General features: G+C 64.6%; 24 protein-coding genes and 1 other RNA gene. 8 read left to right on the top strand and 17 right to left on the bottom strand.

All coding sequences use genetic code 11. The features are described 5' to 3' along the window. On the bottom strand, positions 1-549 hold the full coding sequence (locus tag CUV01_RS12190) for an RSP_2648 family PIN domain-containing protein (protein WP_101460715.1): 549 nt from the start codon (positions 547-549) through the stop codon (positions 1-3). Further along, positions 546-1,742: an RSP_2647 family RNA methyltransferase gene (locus CUV01_RS12185; RefSeq protein WP_101462060.1), complete on the bottom strand. Its 1,197-nt coding sequence runs from the start codon at positions 1,740-1,742 to the stop codon at positions 546-548. The genes CUV01_RS12190 and CUV01_RS12185 overlap by 4 nt, the downstream gene beginning before the upstream one ends. A gap of 177 nt (positions 1,743-1,919) precedes the next feature. On the opposite strand from CUV01_RS12185, the gene edd reads away from it, so the two are divergent. Continuing rightward, positions 1,920-3,722: a phosphogluconate dehydratase gene (gene edd / locus CUV01_RS12180; RefSeq protein ID WP_101460714.1), complete on the top strand. Its 1,803-nt coding sequence runs from the start codon at positions 1,920-1,922 to the stop codon at positions 3,720-3,722. Between the two features lie 77 nt (positions 3,723-3,799). Here edd and rnpB read toward each other — a convergent pair. From rnpB to gatC, 7 genes are all read right to left on the bottom strand, one after another. After that, an RNA gene (gene rnpB / locus CUV01_RS12175) (RNase P RNA component class A) lies at positions 3,800-4,179 on the bottom strand. 57 nt (positions 4,180-4,236) lie between these two features. Next, a complete protein-coding gene (locus CUV01_RS12170) occupies positions 4,237-4,671 on the bottom strand; it encodes a GFA family protein (protein ID WP_232962208.1) in 435 nt (144 codons plus the stop codon). After that, entirely contained in the window at positions 4,668-5,348 is a 681-nt protein-coding gene (locus CUV01_RS12165; RefSeq protein WP_101460713.1) for an N-acetylmuramoyl-L-alanine amidase, read from the bottom strand. Before CUV01_RS12165 ends, CUV01_RS12170 begins: the two co-directional genes overlap by 4 nt. Next, positions 5,345-5,791 (bottom strand): cupin domain-containing protein, encoded by a 447-nt coding sequence (locus CUV01_RS12160; RefSeq protein ID WP_157994848.1) that lies wholly within the window; start codon positions 5,789-5,791, stop codon positions 5,345-5,347. The genes CUV01_RS12165 and CUV01_RS12160 overlap by 4 nt, the downstream gene beginning before the upstream one ends. After that, positions 5,788-6,366: a hypothetical protein gene (locus CUV01_RS12155; protein WP_101460711.1), complete on the bottom strand. Its 579-nt coding sequence runs from the start codon at positions 6,364-6,366 to the stop codon at positions 5,788-5,790. Before CUV01_RS12155 ends, CUV01_RS12160 begins: the two co-directional genes overlap by 4 nt. A 33-nt stretch (positions 6,367-6,399) precedes the next feature. Beyond that, entirely contained in the window at positions 6,400-7,884 is a 1,485-nt protein-coding gene (gene gatA, locus CUV01_RS12150; protein ID WP_101460710.1) for an Asp-tRNA(Asn)/Glu-tRNA(Gln) amidotransferase subunit GatA, read from the bottom strand. Next, on the bottom strand, positions 7,881-8,168 hold the full coding sequence (gatC, locus tag CUV01_RS12145; RefSeq protein ID WP_101462058.1) for an Asp-tRNA(Asn)/Glu-tRNA(Gln) amidotransferase subunit GatC: 288 nt from the start codon (positions 8,166-8,168) through the stop codon (positions 7,881-7,883). The genes gatA and gatC overlap by 4 nt, the downstream gene beginning before the upstream one ends. 63 nt (positions 8,169-8,231) lie before the next feature. Between gatC and CUV01_RS12140 the strand changes: the two genes are divergently transcribed. Then, positions 8,232-9,155 carry an AEC family transporter gene (locus CUV01_RS12140; RefSeq protein ID WP_157994847.1) on the top strand — a complete coding sequence of 308 codons (924 nt, stop codon included), beginning with the start codon at positions 8,232-8,234 and terminating at the stop codon, positions 9,153-9,155. Between the two features lie 79 nt (positions 9,156-9,234). Then, positions 9,235-10,182 carry an AEC family transporter gene (locus CUV01_RS12135; protein WP_101460708.1) on the top strand — a complete coding sequence of 316 codons (948 nt, stop codon included), beginning with the start codon at positions 9,235-9,237 and terminating at the stop codon, positions 10,180-10,182. A 12-nt stretch (positions 10,183-10,194) separates the two neighbouring features. Here the strand turns inward: CUV01_RS12135 and CUV01_RS12130 are convergent, their stop codons facing one another. From CUV01_RS12130 to ndk, 7 genes are all read right to left on the bottom strand, one after another. Continuing rightward, positions 10,195-11,817, bottom strand: a complete 1,623-nt coding sequence (locus CUV01_RS12130) for a hypothetical protein (RefSeq protein WP_157994846.1) — start codon at positions 11,815-11,817, stop codon at positions 10,195-10,197. Positions 11,818-11,865: 48 nt separating this feature from the next. Further along, a complete protein-coding gene (locus CUV01_RS19655; RefSeq protein WP_157994845.1) occupies positions 11,866-12,213 on the bottom strand; it encodes a hypothetical protein in 348 nt (115 codons plus the stop codon). Further along, positions 12,210-12,470, bottom strand: a complete 261-nt coding sequence (locus tag CUV01_RS19650) for a DUF2484 family protein (RefSeq protein ID WP_157994844.1) — start codon at positions 12,468-12,470, stop codon at positions 12,210-12,212. The genes CUV01_RS19655 and CUV01_RS19650 overlap by 4 nt, the downstream gene beginning before the upstream one ends. Further along, positions 12,470-13,903, bottom strand: coding sequence for a UDP-N-acetylmuramate--L-alanine ligase (murC, locus tag CUV01_RS12120; RefSeq protein WP_101460706.1), 1,434 nt, complete (start codon positions 13,901-13,903; stop codon positions 12,470-12,472). The genes CUV01_RS19650 and murC overlap by 1 nt, the downstream gene beginning before the upstream one ends. Continuing rightward, positions 13,900-14,985, bottom strand: coding sequence for an undecaprenyldiphospho-muramoylpentapeptide beta-N-acetylglucosaminyltransferase (murG, locus tag CUV01_RS12115; protein WP_101460705.1), 1,086 nt, complete (start codon positions 14,983-14,985; stop codon positions 13,900-13,902). Before murG ends, murC begins: the two co-directional genes overlap by 4 nt. Continuing rightward, positions 14,985-16,151, bottom strand: a complete 1,167-nt coding sequence (locus CUV01_RS12110; protein WP_101460704.1) for a peptidoglycan glycosyltransferase FtsW — start codon at positions 16,149-16,151, stop codon at positions 14,985-14,987. Before CUV01_RS12110 ends, murG begins: the two co-directional genes overlap by 1 nt. A gap of 258 nt (positions 16,152-16,409) precedes the next feature. Further along, a complete protein-coding gene (gene ndk, locus CUV01_RS12105) occupies positions 16,410-16,832 on the bottom strand; it encodes a nucleoside-diphosphate kinase (protein WP_101462057.1) in 423 nt (140 codons plus the stop codon). A gap of 220 nt (positions 16,833-17,052) precedes the next feature. Between ndk and CUV01_RS12100 the strand changes: the two genes are divergently transcribed. Beyond that, positions 17,053-18,210, top strand: a complete 1,158-nt coding sequence (locus CUV01_RS12100; RefSeq protein ID WP_101460703.1) for an AI-2E family transporter — start codon at positions 17,053-17,055, stop codon at positions 18,208-18,210. Here the strand turns inward: CUV01_RS12100 and msrB are convergent. Next, positions 18,207-18,608, bottom strand: a complete 402-nt coding sequence (gene msrB, locus CUV01_RS12095; protein ID WP_101460702.1) for a peptide-methionine (R)-S-oxide reductase MsrB — start codon at positions 18,606-18,608, stop codon at positions 18,207-18,209. The genes CUV01_RS12100 and msrB overlap by 4 nt on opposite strands. 89 nt (positions 18,609-18,697) lie before the next feature. On the opposite strand from msrB, the gene CUV01_RS12090 reads away from it, so the two are divergent. The 4 genes from CUV01_RS12090 to CUV01_RS12075 all read left to right on the top strand — a co-directional run bounded on the left by CUV01_RS12090 (position 18,698) and on the right by CUV01_RS12075 (position 24,865). After that, positions 18,698-19,453, top strand: a complete 756-nt coding sequence (locus CUV01_RS12090; RefSeq protein WP_101460701.1) for a GNAT family N-acetyltransferase — start codon at positions 18,698-18,700, stop codon at positions 19,451-19,453. A gap of 78 nt (positions 19,454-19,531) precedes the next feature. After that, positions 19,532-20,092 carry an ImuA family protein gene (locus CUV01_RS12085; protein WP_101460700.1) on the top strand — a complete coding sequence of 187 codons (561 nt, stop codon included), beginning with the start codon at positions 19,532-19,534 and terminating at the stop codon, positions 20,090-20,092. Further along, positions 20,034-21,512 (top strand): Y-family DNA polymerase, encoded by a 1,479-nt coding sequence (locus CUV01_RS12080; protein WP_101460699.1) that lies wholly within the window; start codon positions 20,034-20,036, stop codon positions 21,510-21,512. The genes CUV01_RS12085 and CUV01_RS12080 overlap by 59 nt, the downstream gene beginning before the upstream one ends. Continuing rightward, complete coding sequence (locus CUV01_RS12075; protein ID WP_101460698.1) at positions 21,509-24,865, top strand: error-prone DNA polymerase; 3,357 nt, start codon at positions 21,509-21,511, stop codon at positions 24,863-24,865. The genes CUV01_RS12080 and CUV01_RS12075 overlap by 4 nt, the downstream gene beginning before the upstream one ends. Positions 24,866-25,022: the final 157 nt, after the last annotated feature.

Genomic DNA, 25,022 nt, shown 5'->3' with positions numbered 1-25,022 from the left:
TCAACCCGCATCACGCATTATCGCCCGCACCAGTCTGGGCAGTCGCGCGCGCTTCATCAAGGCCTTGAATGACATCGCACCGCCAATCCGCTCGGCTTTGGCATGTGCGGCACGCGCGGCCTCTGCGACCGGATCAGGGTCTTTCGCCCAGAGATCGGTCAGAAAAACATCGGGATGAACCGCCCGCAAACCGACCGCCGACATGGCGGGTCTGGGGAAATCGCGCAAGTTCGCGGTCACGATCCGATCCGCTCCGCCATTCAGCGCGGCTTCGATCACATGGGCATCGGCGGGATCGGGCAGATCCAGACCGGCGGTGCGGTTGCCCCAACCATCGGCCAGCGCATCGGGAAAGCGGTCGATCAGCAAGGCGATCTCGGCCCCCGCAACCAAGGCCTGATCGGCGCCGTGGCGCGTGGCAACATGGCGCCACTCATCCAGAATGCGCTGCGACCAGACAGGCTGGTAGAGGCCCGCCGCCGCGATATCGGTCAGGATCTCGCGCAGGACGGTCGGATAAAGGACATTGGCGTCCAGAGCCGCCTTCATCCGTCCAGCCGAAAGAACAGCGCCTTGAGATAGCCGGTCTCGGCCAATTGCGGCAAAGTCGGGTGATCAGGACCGGACTGCCCCGAATGGATCAACTGCCCGCGCCGCCCGCCGCGCCCGATCCCGCGCGCACTGACATTGCGAAAGGCGCTCAGATCGACAGCATGGGAACAAGAACACAGGGCCAGATAGCCGCCCGGCGCCACCAACGGCGCGGCCAGCTTGGCCACACGTTCATAAGCGCGCAACCCCGCCTCCAGCGTCGGTTTGGATGGGGCAAAGGCTGGCGGATCGCAAACCACCACGTCAAATTGCGCGCCCTCTTCGGCCAGTTGCTCCATCGCCTTGAAGGCATCGGACTGGATGATGGTCATCTGTTCGGTCATGCCCATCGCCTCGGCACCGCCCTTGGCCAGTTCCAGCGCCGCCGCGCTGCCATCTACACAGGTTGCGTGACTGGCACCGGCTGCCAGCGCAGACAGCCCGAAACCACCCACATGGGAAAACACATCCAACACCCGCGCATCCTTGGCCAGACGCTGCACAAACGCATGGTTCGGCCGCTGGTCCAGAAACAGCCCGGTTTTTTGCCCGCCCATCAGATCGGCCAGATAGGTCGCGCCATTCATCGGCACCTGCAACGGCGCCCCGGGCGCGGTGCCGCGCAGCACCTCCATGCGTTCGTCCAGCCCCTCGAGGCCGCGCGTACGCCCCTGACCGTTCAGGATCACGGTGCTGACGCCCGCCACATCGACCAGCGCCTCTGCTATTTCAGCCGCCATTCCATCCGCCCAGGCCGCATTGGGCTGCATCACAGCCGCATCGCCAAATCGGTCGATGATCAGACCGGGCAAGCCATCCGCCTCGGCATGCACCAGACGGTAGTACGGCGCGTCATACAGCCGCTCGCGCATGGCCAGCGCGCGGGTCAGCCGCGTGCGCAGCCATTGACCATCGATCACGGCTTGCGGATCAGCATCCATCACCCGCCCGATGATCTTGCTGTCCGGGTTCACCGTCACCAGCGCCAAGGGCCGCCGCTCGGCATCCTCCAGCACCGCAAAACTGCCGCGCGGGATCGCGCGCGTGCGGCGATCGGCGACCACCTCATCGGCGAAAACCCAGGGGAAACCGTGGCGAATCGCCTGCGGCTTGGATTTCGGCCGCAGCCGGATAACGGGTAGGTCGGACATGAAATATTCCTTTCGCCGCCGATCTGACATGGCGCGTGGGCAGGAACAAGCGCGCTCACTTTCTTCTTCATATAAATATCCATTCAAATCGCACCATCAGAGCGGCCTGCGCCGTCCATCTACTTGATGCGTTATCGCTAACACTGTATACCAGATCCAAACCCTCAGGAGGCCAGCATGACCCTCAATGCAACGATTTCCCGTGTGACCGACCGTATCCGTGAGCGCAGCGCCGATAGCCGGGCACATTATCTGCAAAAGATCGCCCGCGCCGCCGAGGAGGGTCCGCGCCGCGCACATCTGTCCTGCGGCAACCAGGCCCATGCCTATGCGGCGATGGATGACAAGGATGACATGGCCCATACGCGCATGCCCAATATCGGCATCGTCACCGCCTATAATGACATGCTGTCGGCGCATCAGCCCTTCGAATCCTACCCCGCGCTGATCCGCCGGGCCGGCAAACAGGCCGGCGCCACCGTGCAGGTCGCGGGCGGCGTGCCTGCCATGTGCGATGGCGTCACGCAGGGCCGTCCGGGGATGGAGCTGTCGCTGTTCTCGCGCGATGTGATCGCCCTGGCATCCGGTGTAGCACTGTCGCATGACTGTTTCGACGCAGCCATGTATCTGGGCGTTTGCGACAAGATCGTGCCGGGCCTGATCATCGCCGCGGCCACGTTCGGCCATATCCCCGCCGTCTTCGTGCCTGCGGGCCCGATGCCCTCGGGTCTGCCCAATGACGAAAAATCCAAGGTCCGCCAGCAATTTGCCACCGGCGAGGTCGGGCGCGACGAATTGATGAAGGCCGAGATGGCCAGCTATCACGGCGCGGGCACCTGCACCTTCTACGGCACCGCCAATACCAACCAGATGCTGATGGAGTTCATGGGCCTGCACCTGCCCGGTTCCAGCTTCGTCAACCCCAACACGCCGCTGCGTGACGCGCTGACCGTCAGTGCCGTCGAACGCGCCGCCGCGATCACCCGGATGGGCAATGACTATCGTCCGGCGGGCGAAATCCTGGATGAAAAGGCATTCGTCAACGGCATGGTCGGGCTGATGGCCACTGGCGGATCGACCAATCTGGTGTTGCACCTGCCCGCCATGGCGCGGGCGGCGGGCGTGCTGCTGGATATCGAGGATTTCCACGACATTTCCGAATCCGTGCCGCTGATGGCGCGCGTCTATCCCAATGGTCTGGCCGATGTGAACCATTTCCACGCCGCTGGCGGTCTTGGCTATATGATCGGACAGTTGCTCGAGGCAGGCCTGCTGCATCCTGACGTCAAGACCATCGTCGGCGACGGGCTGGAACGCTACACCGCCGAGCCCAAGCTGGATGGCGAACGGGTGCGTTGGGAGGACGGTGCGCGCGAGACGCTGAACGACAAGATCCTGCGCCCCGCCAGCGATCCCTTTGCCCAGACCGGCGGTCTCAAGCAGCTAGAGGGCAATCTGGGGCGTGGCGTGATCAAGGTCAGCGCCGTCGCCGCCGAACGCCACATCATCGAGGCCAAGGCCCGCGTCTTTACCGACCAGTATCAGGTCAAGACCGCGTTTCAGGCGGGTGAATTCACCGAAGACACCATCGTTGTGGTCCGTTTTCAGGGGCCGCGCGCCAACGGGATGCCGGAACTGCATTCACTGACCCCGATGCTGGCCGTCTTGCAGGATCGCGGGCTCAAGGTCGCTTTGCTCACCGATGGCCGCATGTCGGGCGCATCTGGCAAGGTGCCGGCAGCGATCCATATCTCACCCGAGGCCTCGGTCGGCGGACCGCTGGCGCGGGTGCGCGATGGCGACGTGATCCGGCTGGATGCGACCATGGGAACGATCGATTGTCTGGCCGATGATTTCGACGTTCGCAAACCGGCGCAGGCCGACCTCAGCGCCAATGCCGAGGGCATGGGCCGCGAGATGTTCGCGTTCTTCCGCAACAATGCCGGGCTGGCGACGGAAGGGGCAGGCTGCGTCGTCTGACCTGACGGCTGGCGCTGCGGATACAGGGGCAAGCGGGCGATATTGCCCCTTGCCCCTTGCCCCTTCACCGGTGCCAAGCGCGCGGATGGCCTGTAAGCCGGATTTTGTCCAAGGGGTTGCCCCCTCTGGATGACCATTCCTCTGGGCCCGCCATTGCTGACGGGATCTAGCTGCCAACCCGGACCTTTCAGGCAAGGCCGCCCTGCCCCGTTGCCGGGGCACAAGGTCCCTATTCGGCATTGCTCCCGGTGGGGCTTGCCATGCGGGGTCTGTTACCAGCCCCCCGGTGGGCTCTTACCCCACCGTTTCACCCTTACCCGCCGCAGGGCGGGCGGTCTGTTCTCTGTGGCGCTTTCCCTGGGGTTTCCCCCGCCGGGCGTTACCCGGCACCGATGCCTTGTGGAGTCCGGACTTTCCTCGCGAGTGCACGCACCCACGCGGTCATCCGGCCATCCGCGCAAGGGGCATATGGCCGGGATGCGCTGCCGGGTCAATGGCGGTCATACCAAGGAATTTACCCTGCGGGCAGATAAGTCAGCGCCCCCACCACACCGCCGCCGCCATCCCTGGGGTGATTGTGTCCGTCCATCACCGGAACCCTGGCAAAGTCGAACGGGCTCACGCCCTCAAGGCATGCGACATTGATCCCCAACTGGCTGGGGTTCGAGCGGCGGCGATGATGCGTGTAGATGCCGCAATGACGGCAGAAATAATGCCGGGCGGATTTTGTCCCGAACCGATACAGCGTCAGATCGTCCTGGCCCTGGGTGATGATCAACCCATCCAGCGGGGCACTGACCGCAACCGCGCCGCGCATCCGGCAAAAACTGCAATCGCAGCGCCGTGCGGTTCGCAGCCCGTCGCTGAACTGCACCTGGAACCTGACCGCCCCACAATGGCAGGCCCCATCTGCCTGTCGCATATCAGGATCCATGTCCTGCCCGCTCATTCTGACCCGGATCCCCGCGCGGCAGGCACGGCGGCAGCATCCTGCTGCTTAGCCAGCGAGGCGGCAGCGCGACGATCGGCCTCTGTTTCCGGGCCGCGCCCCCAGGACCGGAACCGCAACCGAAAGGCCGCAAGCCGGGTGTCGGGATCAGCAGCGGGATAACCGATGGCGTCGAGACTGTCGCAAAGCGGGCGATCCTCGCCCTGACCGGCCGCAAGGGCCAGCCCTTCGCGTGCCAGACGCCCCCAGTCAAAGCGCGGGCCGGGGTCGGATTTGCGTCCGGGTGCCATGTCGGAATGGCCGATCACTGCTGCAGGGCCAAGCCCGTGTCTGGCGGCAATCTCGCGGACCAGCGTAACCACCGCGTCCATCTGGACCATGGGAAAGGGGTGGTCGCCGGGATTGACGATCTCGATCCCGATGCTGCGCGAATTCACATCCTCGCGGCCCTGCCACGACCCCGCACCGGCATGCCATGCGCGGCGATCCTCGGGGACCAGTGCTTCGGGGCTGCCGTCCTCATGGACCAGCCAATGCGCCGAAACCTCTGCATCGGGATCACACAGGCGATCGCGGGCTGACGGCCCATCCTGCATTGCGGTATAGTGCAACACGATCAGTTCGACAGAATGCCCGCGCCGGTCGCCATGATTGGGCGACGGATAGGCGGCGCTCATTCCGTCCCGCGACGCCGGACGGTGCCGTCATCGCCCTGCACATGCCAGTCCGGCCTGATCCAGTGCAGCGTTTCGCCCTGATCGGGATAGCGCACGGTTTCCGCATCCGGGTTGGTCCCGGCACAAAGATAGCGCAGCGGCGCCTGACTGCGATTGACGATCTGATGACCGATTTCGCTGGCCGCGGGCCACAGCGCCATATCGCCGGGGCCGATCTGGGTCGCCGCGTCATCCTCGATCACGGTGGCCATGCCTTCCAGCACCATGATGAATTCATCACTGCCCGAATGCCAATGTTTCTGCGCCGAGTGTTCACCCGGCGCCAGCGTCACGATATTGACGCCCAGAATTTTCAGCCCCGCCACGTCGCCAAACCGTTCCTCGGTCCGCGGTGCCGAGCCGAAGATCTGCTGACCCTCGACGCTGCCCTTGCGCAGGATCACAGTTGGTCTTGCCGATAAGGCGCGGGATCCCAGCCACAGACAAAGCCATCACCATCGGGGTCCATGCCCCTGGGATCGCGCTCTGGTCCACCCAGTGACAGAAACGCCGTCTGCGCCGCTGCCGCATCAGGATGGGTCACGCATTGCCGTGCCGCCGTCGCGGTCGAGCCACCCTGACGCGCCCAGACCGTCGTTCCCGGCGCGTGCTGTGCGGCAAAGGCATAGCGCACCAGAACCGGGGTCGAGCCCGGATAGGGGCCGGATGTCACCACCGGCAAGCCCTCGGTCGGAACATCGGTGCCGCCACCCTGCGCCGAGGCGACCTGGCTGCGATAATTCGCGCCGATGATCTGCATCAGCGTCGGGCCCTTGATCTGGGCCGCGGTCGGCGCCTCGGCGGGCAGGGCGACGGGAATGGTCGCGGGCGGCTGCGAGCCGGTCATCAGAGCAACCTCGCGGTCGCGCAGATACTGGCCATAGCGGCTGTCGCTCATCTGGTAATTGGGATTGCCGCCCTGATGCTCATTGCAGCCCGCCAGGGCCAGCAAACCGACCAACACCATCTTATGCATCATACCGTTCCCGATCCTGTCCCTTTGCCGGGCAGCCTACCACCAGCGATCCGGCTTGGCCACAAATCCCGCAGCACCTTCCATGACCTGCGCGACGTTCAGCAATTCGCCCTCGTCAAAGGGCCGTCCGATCAGTTGCAGGCCCAAAGGCAGCCCCTGCCCGTCCAGCCCGACGGGCACCGAGATACCCGGCAGACCGGCAAGGTTCACCGTCACGGTAAACACGTCGTTGAGATACATCTCGACCGGGTCGGCCTTGGCCATCGAACCCAGCGCAAAGGCGCTGGACGGGGTGGCCGGCGTCAGGATCGCATCGACCCCATCGGCGTAAACCTGATCGAAGTCGCGCTTGATCAGCGCACGCACCTTGCGGGCGCGGTTGTAGTAGGCATCGTAAAACCCTGCCGACAGCACATAGGTGCCGATCATCACGCGGCGCTGTACCTCGGGGCCAAAGCCCTCGGCGCGGGTCTTTTCGTACATATCGTTGATGCCGTCGCCCTGCCCCAGCTTGGCGCGGCGGCCATAGCGCACGCCGTCATAGCGCGCCAGGTTCGACGATGCCTCTGCCGGTGCAATGACGTAATAGGCCGGCAGCGCGTATTTGGTATGCGGCAGGCTGATATCGACGATCTCTGCGCCGGCATCACGCAGCATCTCGGCACCCTGCCGCCACAATGCGTCGATTTCATCGGGAATGCCGTCGATGCGGTATTCACGCGGGATACCGATCTTTTTGCCGCGAATGTCGCCGGTCAGCGCAGCCTCGAAATCGGGCACCGGGATATCGGCGCTGGTCGAGTCCTTGTCGTCGACCGAGGCCATCGCGCCCAGCATGATCGCCGCGTCGCGCACGGTCTTGGTCATGGGCCCGGCCTGATCCAGACTGCTGGCAAAGGCAATCGTGCCCCAGCGGCTGACCCGGCCATAGGTCGGCTTTAGCCCGACCGTGCCGGTGAAGGCCGCGGGCTGGCGGATCGAGCCGCCGGTATCGGTGCCGGTCGCAGCCAGACACAGATCGGCTGCCACTGCGGCAGAGGACCCACCCGACGATCCACCCGGCGTCAGTTCAGCGCCATCCTTGCCCTTCCACGGATTGACCGCATTGCCATAAGTGCTGGTCTCGTTCGACGAGCCCATGGCGAATTCGTCCATGTTCAGCTTGCCCAGCATCACTGCGCCCGCATCCCAGAGGTTCTGGGTCACGGTCGATTCATATTCCGGGCGGAACCCGTCCAGAATGCGGCTGGCCGCCTGCGATTCCACGCCTGTGGTGCAGAACAGATCCTTGATTCCAAGCGGGATCCCCGTCATCGGCACGGCGTTGCCTGCCTTGATGCGTTCATCGGCTGCGCGGGCCATGTCGCGGGCCATGTCGGGCGTCTTGTGGACAAAGGCATTCAGCGCGCCGGCGGCTTCGACAGCGCCAAGGCAGGCCTCGGTCAGATCAACCGAGGTCACGTCGCCCTTGGCCAGCGCGTCGCGCGCCTCGGCGATGGTCAGTTTGTTCAGATCGCTCATTCCACCACCTTCGGCACCGCGAAAAAGCCCTCACGCGCGTCGGGGGCGTTGTGCAGGATCTTGTCGGCCATCTCGCCCGTCGTCACCACATCCTCGCGGCGCTTCAGGCGCATGGACGTGACACCCGTCATCGGCTCGATCCCCTCGACGTCGACCTCGTTCAGTTGCTCCATGAAATGCAGGATGTTGTTCAACTCGGCCGCCAGCGCGGGCAGCGCCTCATCCTCGACCTTGATCCGCGCCAGATGCGCGACCTTGCGGGCCTCGTCTTGAGTGATCGACATGGGGTTTCCTTTCGCTTGAGCCGGGGTTTATCGTGGCCGCAGCCGCGCTGCAAGAAGACCCGGATGCCGATTATCTCTGCCGTTCTGCCTGTCATACTGGTCATCGCGACAGGCTATGCTGTCCGTGCGGGCGGGCTGGTGCCGCGCGACGCGTGGTCGGGGGTCGAGAGACTGGCCTATCGCCTGCTGTTCCCCGCCATGCTGATCTCGGCCATTGCGCCCGCCGATCTGGGCCGCGACACAATCGGCCGGTTTGGCCTGACGCTGCTGGGCGTGCTGGCGCTGGCGGTTCTGGCGCTGATGGCGATGCGCTGGCTGCTGCCGCCTGAGCGCCTGCCAAATCCGCAGTTTACCAGCCTGTTTCAGGCGGTGACACGATGGAACGGCTTTATCGCGCTGGCCATCGCGGCGCTGCTGACGGGGTCGCAGGGGATCACGCTGATCTCGGTCGGGATGGCGGTGATGATCCCCACGATCAACGTCGCCAATATCATCATTCTCGCCGCCTACGGCCCGCAGCAGCGCACGGCTGCGCAGATTGCCGCCGAGGTGCTGCGAAACCCCTTGGTGCAGGGCTGTCTGATCGGCATTGCGCTGAATCTTGCGGGCAATCCGCTGCCAGATGCGGTCATGCAGGCGCTGGAGATGATCGGGCGCGCGGCACTGGCCGTCGGGATCATGGCGGTGGGCGCCGCGATCCAGCCGCGCAGGCTGCTGAGCATCGCGCCGGTGCTTTGGGCCGGGGTCGGGTTGCGGCTGATCGGGATGCCGGGGCTGTTTCTGATCGCCGGCAAACTGGTCGGGCTGGGCACTGATGCCCTGGTCGCAGGCACGCTGGCAATGGCGGTTCCGGCGGCCGCAAACGGCTATATCATGGCCCGGCAGATGAACGGCGACGCCGAGCTTTACGCAGACATCCTGACCTGGCAGACCGTCCTGTCCGCGCTGACCATTCCGTTTTGGCTGTGGCTCGCCCTGCCGGGGTGAGATGGCGGCTTTTCCTTGCGGGCGCCTGTCGCTAACACAATGGCAGTGAAGCCACGGCCAACCCAAGCAAGAGACCACGATGCAAGCCGCCCTGTCGATCCTGCCTGTCATCGCATTGGTGGCCCTTGGCTACGCCGCACGGCGCGCGAACATCATTGCGCCGCAGAACTGGCCGGGGGTCGAGCAGTTGGGCTTTCGCCTGATGTTCCCTGCCATCCTGCTGACCTCGATCTATCGCTCGGACCTGTCGCTTGGCCGGGTCGGTCCCTATGTGCTGGCCGTGTCGCTGGCCTTTCTGGCCATCGGGCTGACCGCATTTGCGCTGCGCCGTCCGTTGCGGCTGTCGAACCCGCGGCTGACCTCGTTCTTTCAGTCTGCGATGCGGTTCAACTCGCTGCTGGTGCTGGCGGTCGCGGCGCAGGGGCTGGGGCCGGCTGCGGTCAGCGATCTGGCGGTTGCGATGGCCTTTCTGATCCCCGCCTTCAACATCAGCGCCATCGTCGCGCTGACGGCGTTTCCGCCTGAAACACCGGGCGCCACCAAGCCGACCCGCGCCCAGGTCAGCCGCCGCATCACCGCCGAGATCATCCGCAACCCGCTGGTCCTTGGCTGCGCGGCAGGGCTGATCCTCAACCTGTCGGGCACCGTGCTGCCAGCCGCCGTGCTGGCACCGCTGGACTGGCTGGGCCAGGGCGCGCTTGCCGTGGGCCTCTTGACCGTCGGCGCGGGGATCGAGCTGCGCCGGCTGTGGCAAACCGACGCCGCCTTGTGGATCGCCGTCAGCCTGCGCCTGCTGGTCTGCCCGCTCTTGTTCCTGCTGCTGGCACTGGCCATGCAACTGCCCGGCAACCAGATCGCCTCGGGCCTGCTGCTGACCGCCGCACCCGGCGCCTCGGTCGGCTATATCCTGGCGCGGCAAATGGGCGGAGACGCCGAGTTCTACGCCGACACCTTCACCTGGCAAACCGTCCTCTCGGCACTAAGCCTGCCGCTCTGGCTGCTGCTGGCCACATCGCTGGCGGGTTAAGCGGGCATTGGATCAATAGCAGGAACAATCCTTGATCGTATCTGCAATCTTATCCAAGCTATCCCAGCGCTTGTATTGCCTGATCACCCAATCAACGCCTTCGCTGGCACGTTCAACATGCGGCTTACCTTTTTCGAGTAAGCGACCATAAGCCACCGCGACAGCGCCGTAGGCTTCGGCAAACCTCTTACTCAACGCCGCTTCTCTTTCGGGCGAGGAGGCGTCGCCAAGTGCACCTCGCTGTTGGCGAAGTTCGTCCACGAAGTCTTCGATCACGGCGCGGGCCTCGGGCGACAAACGGGCCAACTCTCTATTGTCGGCGTTCTCCAGCATTTCCGCCAGCTTCTCTGCGGCGGCCAACAGTTCGTCGGGATCCTGCTCACCTAGTTCTAGCGTCATCAAGGGCCGCAGCCGTTCCAACGCCAGGGCCAGATGTTTGCGGTAGATCGTGCGCAGCAGGCTAACCTGACTATCCATCATGTTTGTCAGCGCCTCGCCAAGCCTTGCGCGCTCGTGATCGTCAAGGGCCATATCAGCAAATGTCTTGCCCAGCATGATCAGTCGACGGGCACGAATGGATTCGGCATCGTTGCAGCGGCCCAACTCTTTCAACAGCTTTTCTGCCGCCAGCGCGCTGCGAAAGGCTTGGTTCGAGCTTCGCCCTGCATCTGCCGCGAAATCCAGAAAGTCCTGCAACCCCTCTTGCAATTCTTCAGCGTCGGCAGAAAAAGCCGCAACCGCTGCCGGATCGTCAAGATGCGCGACATCCTCAGCAAAGCCGACGATTTGCATCTGTTGCAAATGTTCATCGAAATCAAAATCGACCGGCGAGGCACGAGAAAGCGCCGTCCCATCGCCCGACCGATGTGTGGCAACCAAACGCTTGATTTCCCGATCCAGCGCCTCGCCGCCCTCGTCCCACAGCGCATTGTCGATCAGCGCAACATCGCGCAGCAGCGGCCAATTCTGCGGGCGACCGTCGAGGGTGCGTTGATACCAGTCGATCCAGAACGCGCCGCCGGGGCTTTCACGCAGGACAGGTTGCGCGGTTTGCCATATCTGGGCAAGCGGGTTTTCCTGTTGCCACAAGGGTGCTGCAAGCAGGTCAGTCTCTGCCAGAACTGCGTGAGCATCCTGCTCGATTTGCGTCCAAAAAGCGGCGCGGGCGGCGTTGGCGGCGGCGGCGAAGCGGGCGGAGTCGGCGGCGGCGGAGCGGGCGGCGGCGGCGGAGCGGGCGGCGGCGGCGAAGGCGGAGTCGGAGTCGGCGGCGTTGGCGGCGGAGAAGGCGGAGTCGGCGGCGTTGGCGGCGGAGAAGGCGGAGTCGGCGGCGTTGGCGGCGGAGAAGGCGGAGTCGGCGGCGTTGGCGGCGAAGGCGGCAACGAAGGCGGAGTCGGCGGCGCGGGTGACCTCTGGGGTTGGATATTTGCACGCAACCCCAGAGGTCAGATTCAACCGCGCAATCAGTATAGCCGTCAATTCACTTTGCCGCGCCCATCCTTCCCCCATCTCTGCGCACCAGATCGGTGTGACGCGCATCGCGACGCGGTGGGCGATGATGACGGCGTCCTCGGGCGGGCGCGTTTCAAGCCATGCTCTCAGCGAGTCGTCGTCGTGGATTTTCGGCAGATCACTCATTCGCGCAGAATTGCCCGTTTGGCGCGTCAGAGCAACCGGCGAACGCGCCTAGATCAACAACGCCCGCACCACCGCGCCCAACGCCACGGCCAGCGCGATCAGCGCTACCGCCCCTTGCCAGCTGCGCCAGTTGAGGCCGGTGCCCAGACGCTCGCCCGCAAGGGTGCCGATGGCTGTGCCGACAAGCGCCGGCATGACGGTGGCTTTCATCGCGGTCAGGGCGGACAGGTCGTGGTAACCGGCATGGCCGCGGAAGGCGTAAAAGAGTTGCAGCGCGATCACCGCAGTCAGGACTGCCAGCACCATATAGGGCCACCAGAGGCGGCGCATGGAGCACCAGCCGGCGATGAAGATCGCACCCAGCAGGCAGGCCAGCGCAATGGGCCAGGGGCTCATTCGGCCGGGCTCCGTTCGGGCGCGCGCGGGCGGCGGGCCAGGGGCGGCGATGAGATCAGCACGGCGCCAGCCGCCAGGGCACTGACCCCGGCCATAGGCCCCCAATGCAGCGTCAGCCAGCCCAGCACCGGGATGCCCACCGCGATCAGCGTCCAGACCGCCACCGTGCCACGGCGCGGAAAAATCAGCGGCGCAAACAGCGCCACGATCAGCCAAAGGGCCGCCAGCACCAATGCGCCTTGGGCGGCATCCAGCATCACGCGGCCTTTCCTTGCAGGCGCTCGGGCAGCCCATTGGCCCAGGCGCTGATGGTGCCCGCACCGAGGCAGACGACCATATCGCCGGGCCGGGCCTGTTCGCGCACCAGCCGGGCCAGATCCTCTTCGTCGATCACCGCGCGGGCGTGGCGGTGGCCGTGGGCAATCAGGCCCGCGACCAGATCGTCGCGGCCCGCGCCCGGAATGGGGTCTTCGCCAGCCGCATAGATATCGGTGATGCCGACGACATCGGCCTCGTTGAAACAGGTGCAGAAATCCTCGAACAGGCTGGACAGGCGGCTATAGCGGTGCGGCTGGTGCACGGCGATCACGCGGCCTCTGGTCGATTGCCGCGCGGCTTTCAGCACGGCGGCAATTTCCACCGGGTGGTGGCCGTAATCGTCGATGATGGTGACGCCGTTCACCTCGCCCACGCGCGTAAAGCGGCGACCGACGCCACCGAAATTGGCCAGCGCCTCGCGGATCTCGGTCTTTTTCATGCCCAGATGACGGGCGACGGCAATGGCGGCCAGCGCGTTCGAGACGTTGTGATCGCCGGGCATCGGCAGGGTGCAGCCTTCGATCATCTCGATATCGCCGTTTTCGGTGGGGCCTTCGCCCTGCAACGCCACGTCGAAATGCGCGATGCCGTCCTCATAGGTCAGGTTCAACGCGCGCACATCGGCCTGCGCGTTGAAGCCAAAGGTCACCACGCGGCGGTCGGTCAGCTTGCCGACCAGCGCCTGAACCTCGGCATGATCGGTGCAGCAGACGGCGAGGCCGTAAAACGGGATGCCGGAGGCGAAATCATAGAAACCCTTGCGCAGCGCGTCGAAATCGCCCCAATGCTCCATATGCTCGGGGTCGATATTGGTGACGATGGCGATATCGGCGGGCAGGCGGTTGAAGCTGCCATCGGATTCGTCGGCCTCGACGACCATCCATTCGCCCTCGCCCGCGCGTGCGTTGGACCCGTAAGCATGGATCACGCCGCCATTGATGACGGTCGGATCGATGCCGCCCGCATCCAGCAGCGTGGCGACCATGGTGGTGGTGGTGGTCTTGCCGTGGGTGCCGCCGATGGCAATGTTGGATTTCATCCGCATCAGTTCGGCCAGCATTTCCGCGCGGCGCACGACGGGCAGGCCGCTGCGGCGCGCCTCTTCCAGTTCCGGGTTGCCCTTCTTGATCGCGGTCGAGATGACGACCACGCCTGCCTCGCCGATGTTTTCGGCGCGCTGGCCCTCGAACACGGTCGCGCCCAGCTTTTCCAGCCGGTCGGTGATTTTCGAGCGTTTCAGATCGCTGCCCTGCACGCGGTAGCCGAGGGTCAGCAGCACTTCGGCGATGCCCGACATGCCGATGCCGCCGATGCCGACGAAATGAATGGGACCCAGTTCCATGGGCAGCTTGGTTGCGGCGGCGGCATTCATGCGGACAACTCCGTGACGAGATCATACAGGCGGCGGGCCGCGTCGGGGCGGCCAAGCGAAAGGGCGGCGGCGGCCATGCGGGACGCGCGGGCGGGATCGGAAATGATCGAAAGCATGTCGCGCGTCAGGCTTTCGCCGTCAAGCACCGATTCCGGCAGCATCAGCGCGGCATCGGCATCGGCCAGAGGGCGCGCATTGGCGGTCTGGTGATCGCCGGTCGCGGTCGGCAGCGGGATCAGGATAGAGGGACGGCCGATGACCGTCAGATCAGCGATGGTCGAGGCGCCCGAGCGCGCCACGATCAGCTGCGAACGCGCGAACCGCTCGGGCACGTCGTCAAAGAAGTGACGGACCTCGGCGGTGACACCGGCCTGTGAATAGGCGGCGACCACCCGGTCGTGATCCTCTTTGCGGGCCTGATGGGCAATGCGCAGCCGGGGCCGCAGATCGGCGGGCAGATCGGCAATCGCCGCGGGCACGATATCCGAGAGAACGCGCGCCCCCTGTGAGCCGCCGATGATGGTGATATGGATCGGCCCCGCGCCGGGCGGCACATAGGGCGCAGCGGCGCGGTCGCGCACGGTGGCGCGGACCGGGTTGCCGGTGTGGACGCCGTCGACCCCATCGGGCAATTCGGTCGGCCATGTGCCGCAGGCGACCGCATCGACGCGGCGGGCAAAGGCCGTGTTGACCCGGCCCATTACCCCGTTTTGTTCATGGATCATCCGCGGCACGCGGCTTGTCAGCGCCGCGGCCATCGCCGGTATGGTCGGATAGCCGCCGAAGCCCACAACGATATCGGGGCGGTCTGTACGAAAGCTTTTGCGCGCGGCCAGCACGCCCGCAGCAATCCTGAATGGCGCTGCCAGCTTGCCCGCCAGCCCGCCGCGCGCGGTTGTCGCAGAGGATACGACGCTGCGCTCGACCGCCTCGGGAAAGCCGGTGGCATAGCGCGCGCCACGATCATCGGTGGACAGGCGCACACGCCAACCCTCGGCCAGCAAGACCTCGGCCAGTGCCTGCGCGGGAAACATATGTCCGCCCGTACCGCCGGCCGCGATCAGGGCCAGTCGTTCAGCCATCAGCGACCTGCCCTGCGCAGGATTTCGGCGATCTCGCCGCGCGGGCGGGTGCGGGTCAGCGCCAGGAGCATGCCCATGGCGATACCAGACGCGATGACGGATGAGCCGCCATAGCTGACGAACGGCAAGGTCATTCCCTTTGCCGGCAGCAGGCGCACCGCGACGCCCATGTTGATCAGCGCCTGTACGCCAAAGGCGCAGGCAAGGCCGGTGCCCGCGATGCGGACGAACGGGTCGCTTTCCTTGAGCAGGCGCAACAGGGAACGGGTGACGATGACGCAGTAAAGCGTGATGATCGCCAGCACCATGATCAGCCCGTATTCCTCGGCTGCCACGGCGATGATGAAATCGGTATGCGCGTCAGGCAGCGACCATTTGACGGTGCCTTCGCCGACGCCCACGCCGAAGAAGCCACCCTCCTGGATGGCATTGGTGGCATAGCCCAACTGGGTGCGCGGATCGACCTCGGGTGACAGGAACCCGTCGATGCGGCGGGCGAAGTGTTCAGAGGCGCCATAGGCAAAGACGCCGCCGCACACGGTCAGCGCGGCCACAAGGACCAGCAGCACCATCGACGCGCCGGCGACGAAATACATCACGCCCCAGGAGAACAGCACCAGCGAGGCCTGGCCGAAATCAGGCTGCAATGCCAGCAGCACGACGATGATCGAGGCCGCGAAGAACGAATAGATCTTGCCCGGCGGACCACCGACCTCCTGGCTGGAGGCCATGAACCAGGCGCAGAGTGCGACAAAGCCGGGCTTGAGAAATTCCGAGGGCTGCACCGACATGCCGGCGATGGACAGCCAGCGGGTGGCACCCTTGCCGAAATCGGTGCCGATCACCGGCAGCGCGAGAATCGCGACAAAGGCGCACAGGAACCCCAGCACACCCAGCCTGCGCACCTGCCGCGGCGACAGCATCGAGATCACCAGCATCACGACGATAGCGAAACCGCCCATGATCGCCTGACGCTGCACATAATAAAATCGCGGCAACCCGTTCTTTTCAGCCAGCGGCACTGACGCCGCCAAGCCCAAAAGCAAGCCCATCGCGAAAAGTCCCAGCACACAGGCCAGGGACCATTTATCTACCGTCCGCCACCAACGTGGAAGAATCGGATCACCCGCCCTTACGGACGTGGTGCCAAAGACCATCTCGGTCATGGGAGTACCGCCTTCACTGCCTCTCATTCGTCCGGTTTTCCCGGATCTAACTGACAGCATAGCGCGAAAGAATCGCGCGCGCTACTGTGGAATGGCCCTGCCCGCATATGATCGCGACATCGGATGCGATCATATGTAAGCTGCCACATGCGATGGCGCACTTAATGGGCCAAGGCGCTGATGGCCGGGGCGAGTCGCGCCGTGCGCCATAGAAAAAGGGGCCTCGCGGCCCCCTTTCCCGTAAATTGCTGAGATTGCTTAGCCGACCAGTTCCAGGCCGCTGAAGAAAAAGGCGATTTCTTCCGCTGCGGTTTCCGGGGCGTCCGAGCCGTGGACCGAGTTCTCACCGACCGATTCCGCGAATTCCTTGCGGATGGTGCCGGGGGCTGCGTCGGCGGGGTTGGTTGCGCCCATCACTTCGCGGTTCTTGGCAATGGCGCCTTCGCCTTCCAGCACCTGCACGACGACCGGGGCCGAGGCCATGAATTCGGTCAGTTCGCCAAAGAAGGGGCGATCCTTGTGGACGATATAGAACTGACCCGCCTGTGCCGGGGTCAGGTGGATGCGCTTTTGGGCGACGATGCGCAGGCCGGCATCCTCGAACTTGGCGTTGATCTTGCCGGTCAGGTTGCGGGTGGTCGCATCGGGTTTGATGATGGAAAGCGTGCGTTCGGTCGCCATGTCTTGGATCCTGTCATAAGGGGCCACCATGCGGCGGAACCCGAGAAAATTCGCGCCCGGTTAACAGGCTTGGCCAGCTTGGGCAAGCCGCGCCCGAGCGATAGGCAAACCGCCGAGGACAGATGCCCCTGTGCTTTGACACTGACATCAGACACGATGCCGTGATATTGGTGCGTTAGCGAGACGGGCATATTCGCCCTAGTTGTGCCGGAGGTCGCCAATGAACGAAACAGACAATGCCGCCCCGCAGAAATCGACATCGGATCAAGCGTCTCATGGCCCATCTGACGGGCATGTGGCCCATGGACCGCTGGCACCGCTGCGACCGGTCCCTCTGGCCGCCATCCTGACCTTTTTCGGCATCGCCATATTGCTGGCGGCGCTCTGGTCCTGGAAGGGACTGATCCTGATGAGCTTTGCCGCCATCCTTGTCGCGATCGCGCTGCGCGGTGGCGGACGGCTGCTGCACCGGCTGCTCAAGATCAATATAAAGCTGGGAATTCTGCTGACGGTGGTGCTGATCGTCATTGTCATGGTCATTCTGGCGCAAAGCATCGGCCCGGCCATCGGCGCGCAGTTCACACAGCTGTTAAACGGCCTGCCCGCAGCGTGGGAGCAAGTCACCAACTGGCTGGACAACAGCAGCCTTGGAAACTTTATCGAGCGTCAGCTGGACACCGAAAATGCGCCCGCGGCCAGTGCCACGAACGGCCTGCCGCAGATCTTCGGGTTCCTCACCGGCACGATCACCAGCGTCTTTGGCGGCGTCGCCAATCTGGTGCTGATGATCACCATCGCGATCTTTCTGGCGCTGGACGGGCCGGAATACCGCAATGGCGCGCTGCGTCTGGTGCCGATCCCCTATCGCCCGCAGGCGCGGTTCATCTCGGATGAGTTGGGCACCTCGCTTGGCCGCTGGATGGCGGGTCAGGCCGTGGACATGGTCGCCGTCGCGCTGATGACCGGGTTCGGGCTCTGGCTGCTGGGAATGCCCTTGGCGATGGTGCTGGGGCTGATCGCGGGGCTGACCAATATCATCCCCTATGTCGGCCCGTTCCTGTCGGGCGCGCCGGCCGTGCTGTTCGGGCTGACGCAGGGCTTTGACATGGCGGTCTATGTGTTGCTGCTGTTCATCTTCGTGCAACAGTTCGAGGGCAATGTGCTGCTGCCGCTGATCCAGAAATATGCCTCGGACCTGCCGCCGGTGCTGACGGTGATGGGCATCGTGGCCTTTGGCAGCATGTTCGGCTTTGCCGGCATCCTCTTGGCCACACCGATGGTTCTGGTGATCATCGTGCTGACCAAGCGGCTGTATATCGAGGGTATCCTGGGCGACACCGCGGCGCCGCCCACGAAACCGATCAGGGATGCCGACTAGGCGCCCGCATCCGTTTCCGGCTCAAAGCGCAGCGCCACGCCGTTGATGCAATAGCGCAGGCCCGTCGGTGGCGGGCCATCGGGAAAGACATGACCCAGATGCGCGTCGCAATCATGACAACGGACTTCGGTGCGCCTCATGCCGTGGGTGGTGTCGCTATGTTCATCAATGGCACCGCCCGCCTTTGAAAAACTGGGCCAGCCGCAATGGCTTTCGAATTTCTGATCGCCGTCAAACAACTGCGCGCCACAGCCAACGCAGACATAATGCCCCGGCCCCTTGGGAAAGCCCTCATGGGAAAACGGCCGCTCGGTTCCGCCCTCGCGGGTGACGTGATAGGCTTCGGGTGACAGTTGCTGTCGCCATTCTGCATCGGATTTCTGAATCTTCGGAGCCATGCTATCCTCGGCTTGCACTTTTGCGTTTCTGTCACAGCATATGGGTAGACATAGGCAAGAACGCAAAGGCAATCGCAGCAGGTGATCAGATGCGCCAGGGCCACTATACCATCCGCTTCTCCGAAACTGCCCCGGATATTCGCGCGGCGCAGCGTCTGCGCGGGCTGTGTTTTCTGCCCCGCGACCACGGTTCGGACCGCACCGATCATGGTGAGGCACTCGACAGCGATGCCCATGACGAGATCTGCCGCCATGTGCTGATCGAGGACAAGCAGAGCGGCACCCTGGTCTGCTGCTTTCGGATACTCCCGCTATCGTGCGGGTCCGAGATCGCGCGCAGCTATTCGGCGCAATATTACAACCTGTCCTCACTGGCCGGATATGACGGCAAGCTGATCGAGATGGGCCGCTTTTGCATCCATCCCGAATGGCACGATCCCGACATTCTGCGCGTCGCATGGGCCGCACTGGCCGATTACGTCGAGACCGAAGGCGTGGAACTGCTGTTCGGCTGTTCCAGCTTTATCGGCACCGATCCCGGCGCTTACGCCGACGCCTTCGCCATGTTGCGCGAACGTCATCTGGCGCCGAAACGCTGGCTGCCACGGGTCAAGGCGCCGCAGGTCTTTCGTTTTGCCCGCGCCTTGCGCCTGCGCCGTGCCGATTCGCGCAAGGCCCTGGCCGCGATGCCGCCCTTGCTGCGCAGCTATCTGGCCATGGGCGGTTGGGTCAGCGATCACGCTGTCGTGGATCAGCAACTGAACACGCTGCATGTCTTTACCGGGCTGGAAATCAGTGCCATTCCACCCGCGCGCAAACGGCTGCTGCGCGGCAGTCCGGGATAGGGCCGCCGACGGCTTTGTGTTCCAGCCCTGTCTTTCCGACAGTTTGAACCTGACAGCAGGTGAGGGTATTTTCGTCCCATGTTGCCGCAGATCACCGCCTTTCCCTTGCGCTCCGCCCGTGTCCACGAGGCATGCGGCCCGCTGGCGGCTGGTCTGGCCGCAGCCGCCGCAGCCGAGGCCGGCGGGGTGCTGTGGGTGCGCGAAAGCTGGCGCCCCGAGGCGATCAGCCCGATCGGGCTGGCCGCCTATCTCGACCCCTCGCGGCTTTTGCTGGCAGAGGCCAAGGACCAGACAGAAACCCTGACAGTCGCGGAACTGGGCCTGCGCGACGGCGCGCTGCCGTTGGTGGTGATGGAACTGTCCGCGCCGCTCAGCCTGACCGCCGGGCGCAGGCTGCAACTGGCGGCGCAGGCAGGAAAATGCACTGGACTGTGTCTCATTCAGGACGGCATGGGCAGCAATGCAGCGGAAACGCGATGGCGGTGCAGCCCGCTGCCAGATCCGGAACAGCCCGCCGAGGACTCGACTCTGCAGCGGTGGCAGCTTATCAAGAACAAATCAGGAACACTGGGTGTCTGGCATGTTCGATGGAGCCAATCGGCGCGTCGTCTCACTATGGTTTCCCCGGCTCGCGAGTGACCGGGCCCTGCGGCGGCACCCCGTCAGCGGACCTTTCGTGCTGACGCTGAAAGAGGACAATACCAACCACATCCATTGCCTGAACGCCGCAGCAGAAAAGCAGGGGCTGTATCGCGGCATGGCCCTGTCCGATGCCCGCGCCTTTTGCCCGGACCTGCAAAGCCGCATGGCGGATCTGATGACCGACCGGCGGTTCCTGATCGGGTTGCGGCGATGGGCGACACGCTATTGTCCCTGGGTCGGGCTGGAGGGGGATGACGGGCTGGTCATGGACATCACCGGCTCGGCGCATCTGTCAGGGGGCGAGGCGGAAATGCTGGGCGATCTGCGCCAACAGTTCTCGCATGCCGGGCTGACCGCACAGATCGGGCTGGGCGATACACGCGGCGCGGCCTGGGCGCTGGCGCATCACGGCGAAGGTGTCGCGCAACCCGGTCAGGCGATGGCGGCACTTGCCCCCCTGCCCGTGGCGGCGCTGCGGCTGGACGACGAAACCGTCACCGCCTTGCAGCGACTGGGGCTGCGCAGCATCGGACAACTGGCCGATACGGCCCGCGCCCCGCTTGCGCGCCGGTTCGGGTCGGGCTTGCTGATGCGGCTGGATCAGGCGGCGGGTTTGCAGCCCGAGCAGATCTCGCCGCTGCGCGATCCGCCGCATTACGGGGTCCGGATCAGCCTGCCCGAGCCGATCGGACTGGAGGCCGATGTGATGGCCGCCACCACACGTCTGCTGGAACGGCTTTGCGACAAGCTGGCGGCACAGGAAACCGGCGTGCGCGTGCTGAACCTGACCCTGCGGCGCGTCGACCAGCAGGGGCAGCATGTGGAATTGCGGCTGGCCCGTCCGATGCGCGATCCGGCACGCATCCTGCCACTTTTCTCGCGGGGCATCGCCGAGGTGGATGCCGGCTACGGGATCGACCAGTTGCGCCTTGAGGCGACACAGGTCGAGGCCTTGCCGACCCAACAGACCAGCCACAGCGATGACACCTCGCCGGGCCAGCTGGACGATCTGATCACCCGCATCGGCACCCGCATCGGGCTGGAGAATATCCGCCGGTTTCTGCCCGCCGACAGCCATATCCCCGAGCGCAGCTTTCTCATCGCGCCGGCGGCCTATTCCAGCCCCGAAAGCTTTCCATCGGACCCGCGCGCGCGGCCGCTGATCATGTTCCCGCCCGAATCCATCCGCGCAACCGGCCCGCAACCCCCACAGCAGTTTCGCTGGCGCCGGATGCCGCTGACCACCCTGCGCGCGACCGGACCGGAACGGATCGCGCCGGAATGGTGGCTTGATGATCAGAACTGGCGCAGCGGAATGCGCGATTACTGGCGGGTCGAGACCCGGCAGGGCCGTCGATTGTGGCTGTTTTACACCCCGCAAGAGCCCGGCTGGTTCGTGCAGGGGGAATTTCCATGACCCCGTCACATGACCACAAACAGCAGCAACAGCAACAGCAGACGGGCGATTATGCCGAACTCTGCGTTACCACGAATTTCACCTTTCTGACCGGTGCCTCGCATCCCGAGGAACTTGTCGCCCGCGCCGCCGAACTGGGTCTTGCCGCCATCGCCATCACCGACCGCAATTCAGTGGCCGGGGTGGTGCGGGCCTATGCCGCGCTGAAGGAATTGCAGCGCGAGGCGGATGATGCCCTGCGCATTCGATCACAGCATCGGACCGACGCATGCTCGCGGCTAGAGATCGGCACGCCCGAGGACATCATCCGCCCCAAGGCATCGCATCTGCCACAGCTGATCACCGGCTGCCGGCTTGTCCTGCGCGACAGCGCGGTGGAATGGCTGGCCCTGCCCACCGATCTGGCGGCCTATCAGCGGCTGACCCGCCTGCTGACCCTGGGCAAGCGTCGGGCCGAAAAGGGACAATGCCACCTGGACCTGCCCGATCTGCTGGCGGGCGGCACCGGCATGATCCTGATTGCCCTGCCACAAGCCGGGCCGGACGCCGCCCTGCACGATATTCAGCGGGTGCAACGGCGCTTTCCGGGTTTTGTTTTTCTGGGCGCCGCGCCACGCTATGACGGTTCGGATCAGGCCTATCTGAACGGCTGCGCAAGACTGGCCCTGCGCTGCTCGACACCGATGGTTGCGGTGGGCGACGTGCTGATGCACCGGGCCAGTCGCCGTCAATTGGCCGATGTGCTGACATGTATGCGCACAGGCTGCACCATCGACGATATCGGCACCCGCGCACTGCCGAATGCCGAACGCCGGCTCAAGGGTCATGCGGATATGGCGCGGGTGTTTCGCAATCACCCCGCAGCGCTGCGCCGGACCCTGGAAATCGCCGCGCGCTGCAGCTTCAGCCTGCAAGAGCTGAGCTATCAATACCCCGACGAGATCGCCGAGGGGGGTGAAACGCCGATGGACCGGTTGCGGCGGCTGGCCCAGGAAGGGTTGGCCCGCCGCTATCCGCAAGGCGCGGGTCAGCGGGCGCTGGACCTGATGGAAAAGGAATTGGCGGTGGTCGCCGAACTGGGCTTTCCGGCCTATTTCCTGACCGTGCATGACATCGTCCAATATGCCCGCAGTCAGGGCATTCTGTGTCAGGGGCGCGGCTCGGCCGCCAATTCGATCCTGTGCTATCTGCTGGGCGTCACCGATGTCTCGCCCGACGTGATCGGCATGGTGTTCGAACGTTTCGTATCGCGCCATCGCGGCGAGCCGCCTGATATCGACGTCGATTTCGAACATGAACGCCGCGAAGAGGTGATTCAGTGGATTTATCAGAAATACGGCCGTCATCGCGCGGGCCTTTGCGCCACGGTGATCCATTTCCGGTCCCGCGCCGCGATCCGCGAGGTCGGCAAGGTGATGGGCCTCAGCCAGGATATCACGACGGGGCTGTCAGGACAGATCTGGGGTCATTCCGAGGATGGTCCCAATCTGGACCGCATCCGCGAGTTGGGCCTTGACCCCAGTGATCGCCGTCTTGCCCAGACGCTGCGTCTGATCGGCGAATTGATCGGGTTTCCGCGCCACCTGTCGCAGCATGTCGGCGGTTTTGTCATCACCAAGGGGCGGCTGGACGAGCTGTGTCCCATCGAGAACGCCGCGATGGAGGACCGCACCGTCATCGAGTGGGACAAGGACGATATCGACGCGCTTGGCATCCTCAAGGTCGATGTGCTGGGGCTGGGGATGCTGACCTGTATCCGCAAGGCCTTTGATCTGCTGGATGAACACGAAAAACAGCGCCTGACCATTGCCACCGTGCCGCCCGAAGACCCGCGAACCTATCAGATGTTGCAGGTGGCCGATGCGGTGGGGGTGTTTCAGGTCGAAAGCCGGGCGCAGATGAATTTCCTGCCGCGCATGAAGCCGCGCGAATTCTATGATCTGGTGATCGAGGTCGCCATCGTGCGCCCCGGCCCGATCCAGGGTGGCATGGTCCAGCCCTATATCCGCCGCCGTCAGGGGCTGGAAAAACCCGAACCTTTCGGCGCCGAACTGGAAGAGGTCACAAAGCGCACCCTTGGCGTGCCGCTGTTTCAGGAACAGGCGATGCAGATCGCGGTGGTCGGCGCCGGATATACCGCAGAAGAGGCCGATCATCTGCGCCGGGCGCTGGCCTCTTTCCGGCGCATGGGCACCATTGGCGAACATCGCGACAAATTCATCGGCGGGATGCTGGCGCGCGGCTATTCCCCCGAGGTCGCGAGCCGCTGTTTTTCGCAGATCGAAGGCTTTGCCGATTACGGTTTCCCCGAAAGCCATGCGGCGGCATTCGCGCTGCTGGTCTATGTCTCGGCCTGGCTGAAACGCCATCATCCGGCGGTCTTTGCCTGCGCATTGCTCAACAGCCAGCCGATGGGTTTCTATGCCCCGGCCCAGATCGTCCGCGATGCACGCGATCACCAGATCGAAACCCGACCGATCTGCGTCAATGCAAGCGCGTGGGACAACCGTCTGGAACGCCGGGTCGATGGATCACTGGCCCTGCGATTGGGCTTTCGACAGATAAAGGGGTTCAAGGAAGAGGATGCCGATTGGATCGCTGCGGCGCGCGGCAATGGCTATCAGGACCCGGAATCGGTCTGGCTGCGCGCCGGCACGGCCCCCGCCGTGCTGGAACGGCTGGCCGAGGCGGATGCCTTTGCCGGCATGGGGCTGACCCGGCGCGATGCGCTGTGGCAGGTGCGCGCCATTCGCGGACAGGCACCGCTGCCGCTGTTCAACGACCCGATCGACGGCGAGGCGATCCAGGAACCGCAGGTGACGCTGCCCGGCATGCATCTGGGCGAAGAGGTGGTCGAGGACTACGTCGCCACCCGCCTGACGCTGCGCGCACATCCGATGGAGCTGTTGCGCCCCTCGATGGCCGGCCTGACCCCGCATGACAAGCTGGCCGACGCGCCCTTGCAGCGCACCACCGTTTGCGGGCTTGTCATCACCCGTCAGCGGCCCGGCACCGCCTCGGGGGTGATCTTTCTGACGCTTGAGGATGAGACAGGGGTCAGCAATGTGGTCGTCTGGCGCAAGGTCTTTGAAACCCACCGCCGAGCGGTCATGGGCGGGCGCCTGCTGCGCGTCACCGGCCGGCTGCAGCGCGAAGGGATCGTGGTCCATCTGATCGCAGAGCAAATCGAGGATGTCTCATCCGAATTGGGCAGTCTGGGCCATCCGCTGGAGGCCGCGGTCGGCCAGACGACGCCGCAGACCGACAGCGCCCCGCGCAGCCCGACCCCACCGCGCGCCACGCATCCGCGCGAACAGGCCAAACGGTTGTTTCCCAGCCGGGATTTCCACTGATCACCAGTCGCATTTCCGGGCGGCTCAACGTAACGTGTCAAAACTGACGCATTCACCTTCACGCTATGGGTTTTGATTGTGCTAAGCACTTGCTCTGGCCAACAACCATCAGCGCAAGAGAGGAATCGCAACGATGCCAGCAACCGGACACCTGCGG

Source organism: Paracoccus tegillarcae (assembly GCF_002847305.1).
GTDB lineage: Bacteria > Pseudomonadota > Alphaproteobacteria > Rhodobacterales > Rhodobacteraceae > Paracoccus > Paracoccus tegillarcae.
The sequence above is the reverse complement of the archived record's forward strand: the minus strand, read 5'-3'. Positions and strand labels throughout refer to the sequence as shown.